This is a genomic window from Dryocola clanedunensis, from assembly GCF_038405435.1.
GTDB lineage: Bacteria > Pseudomonadota > Gammaproteobacteria > Enterobacterales > Enterobacteriaceae > Dryocola > Dryocola clanedunensis_A.
Genome location: NZ_JBBYHZ010000221.1, coordinates 1 through 521, shown reverse-complemented (window position 1 = coordinate 521; position 521 = coordinate 1). Strand labels below are relative to the sequence as shown.

The window sequence follows — 521 nt, the reverse complement described above, 5'->3', positions numbered from 1 at the left end:
CCTCGCCCTGCATCACGCCCGGCATCTGCAGCAGTTCGGTGAAGCTCACCTGCAGGCTGGGGAAGCCGGAGGACAACCGGGTGGCCAGCTCACCGAGCTGGCCCAGCAGCGCATCGTTGACCACCAGGGCACCGGTGACGTCCGGCGCACGCAGGCGCATGACCAGATCGATCTTGCCGCGGCTGCAGCGCGAAGCGACGCGCTCGCGCAGTTGCGGCTCCAACGCACGCAGTTCTTCAGGCAGGCGCACGCCGACCTCCAGGAACCGGTGGTTGACCGAGCGCAGCTCACAGGCCAGCGTCCCCCAGCGGGTGGCGCGCTCGCCGTTGGCATAGGCGGTCATGCTTCGAATCATGCGGGTTTCCGGTGCTCTCAAAGTGCAAATGGTACCCTAGCGGTCTCCTTAGAGCCTCCTCGCCCGCCGGTCTCCGGCCCGGGCGTGGCCCCGCATCCCCCGTCTTACCGGAACTTGAGCATGACTGATTCCCGTCCCAGCGGCCGCCAGGCCGACCAGCTGCGCG

1 protein-coding gene is annotated in these 521 nt (G+C 68.3%); it reads right to left on the bottom strand.

Translation table 11 applies throughout. The annotated features are described in order from the left end of the window. On the bottom strand, positions 1 to 355 hold a 355-nt coding region (locus AAE045_RS24325; RefSeq protein ID WP_455549857.1), incomplete at its 3' end, for a YicC/YloC family endoribonuclease. Between the last annotated feature and the right edge of the window lie 166 nt (positions 356 to 521).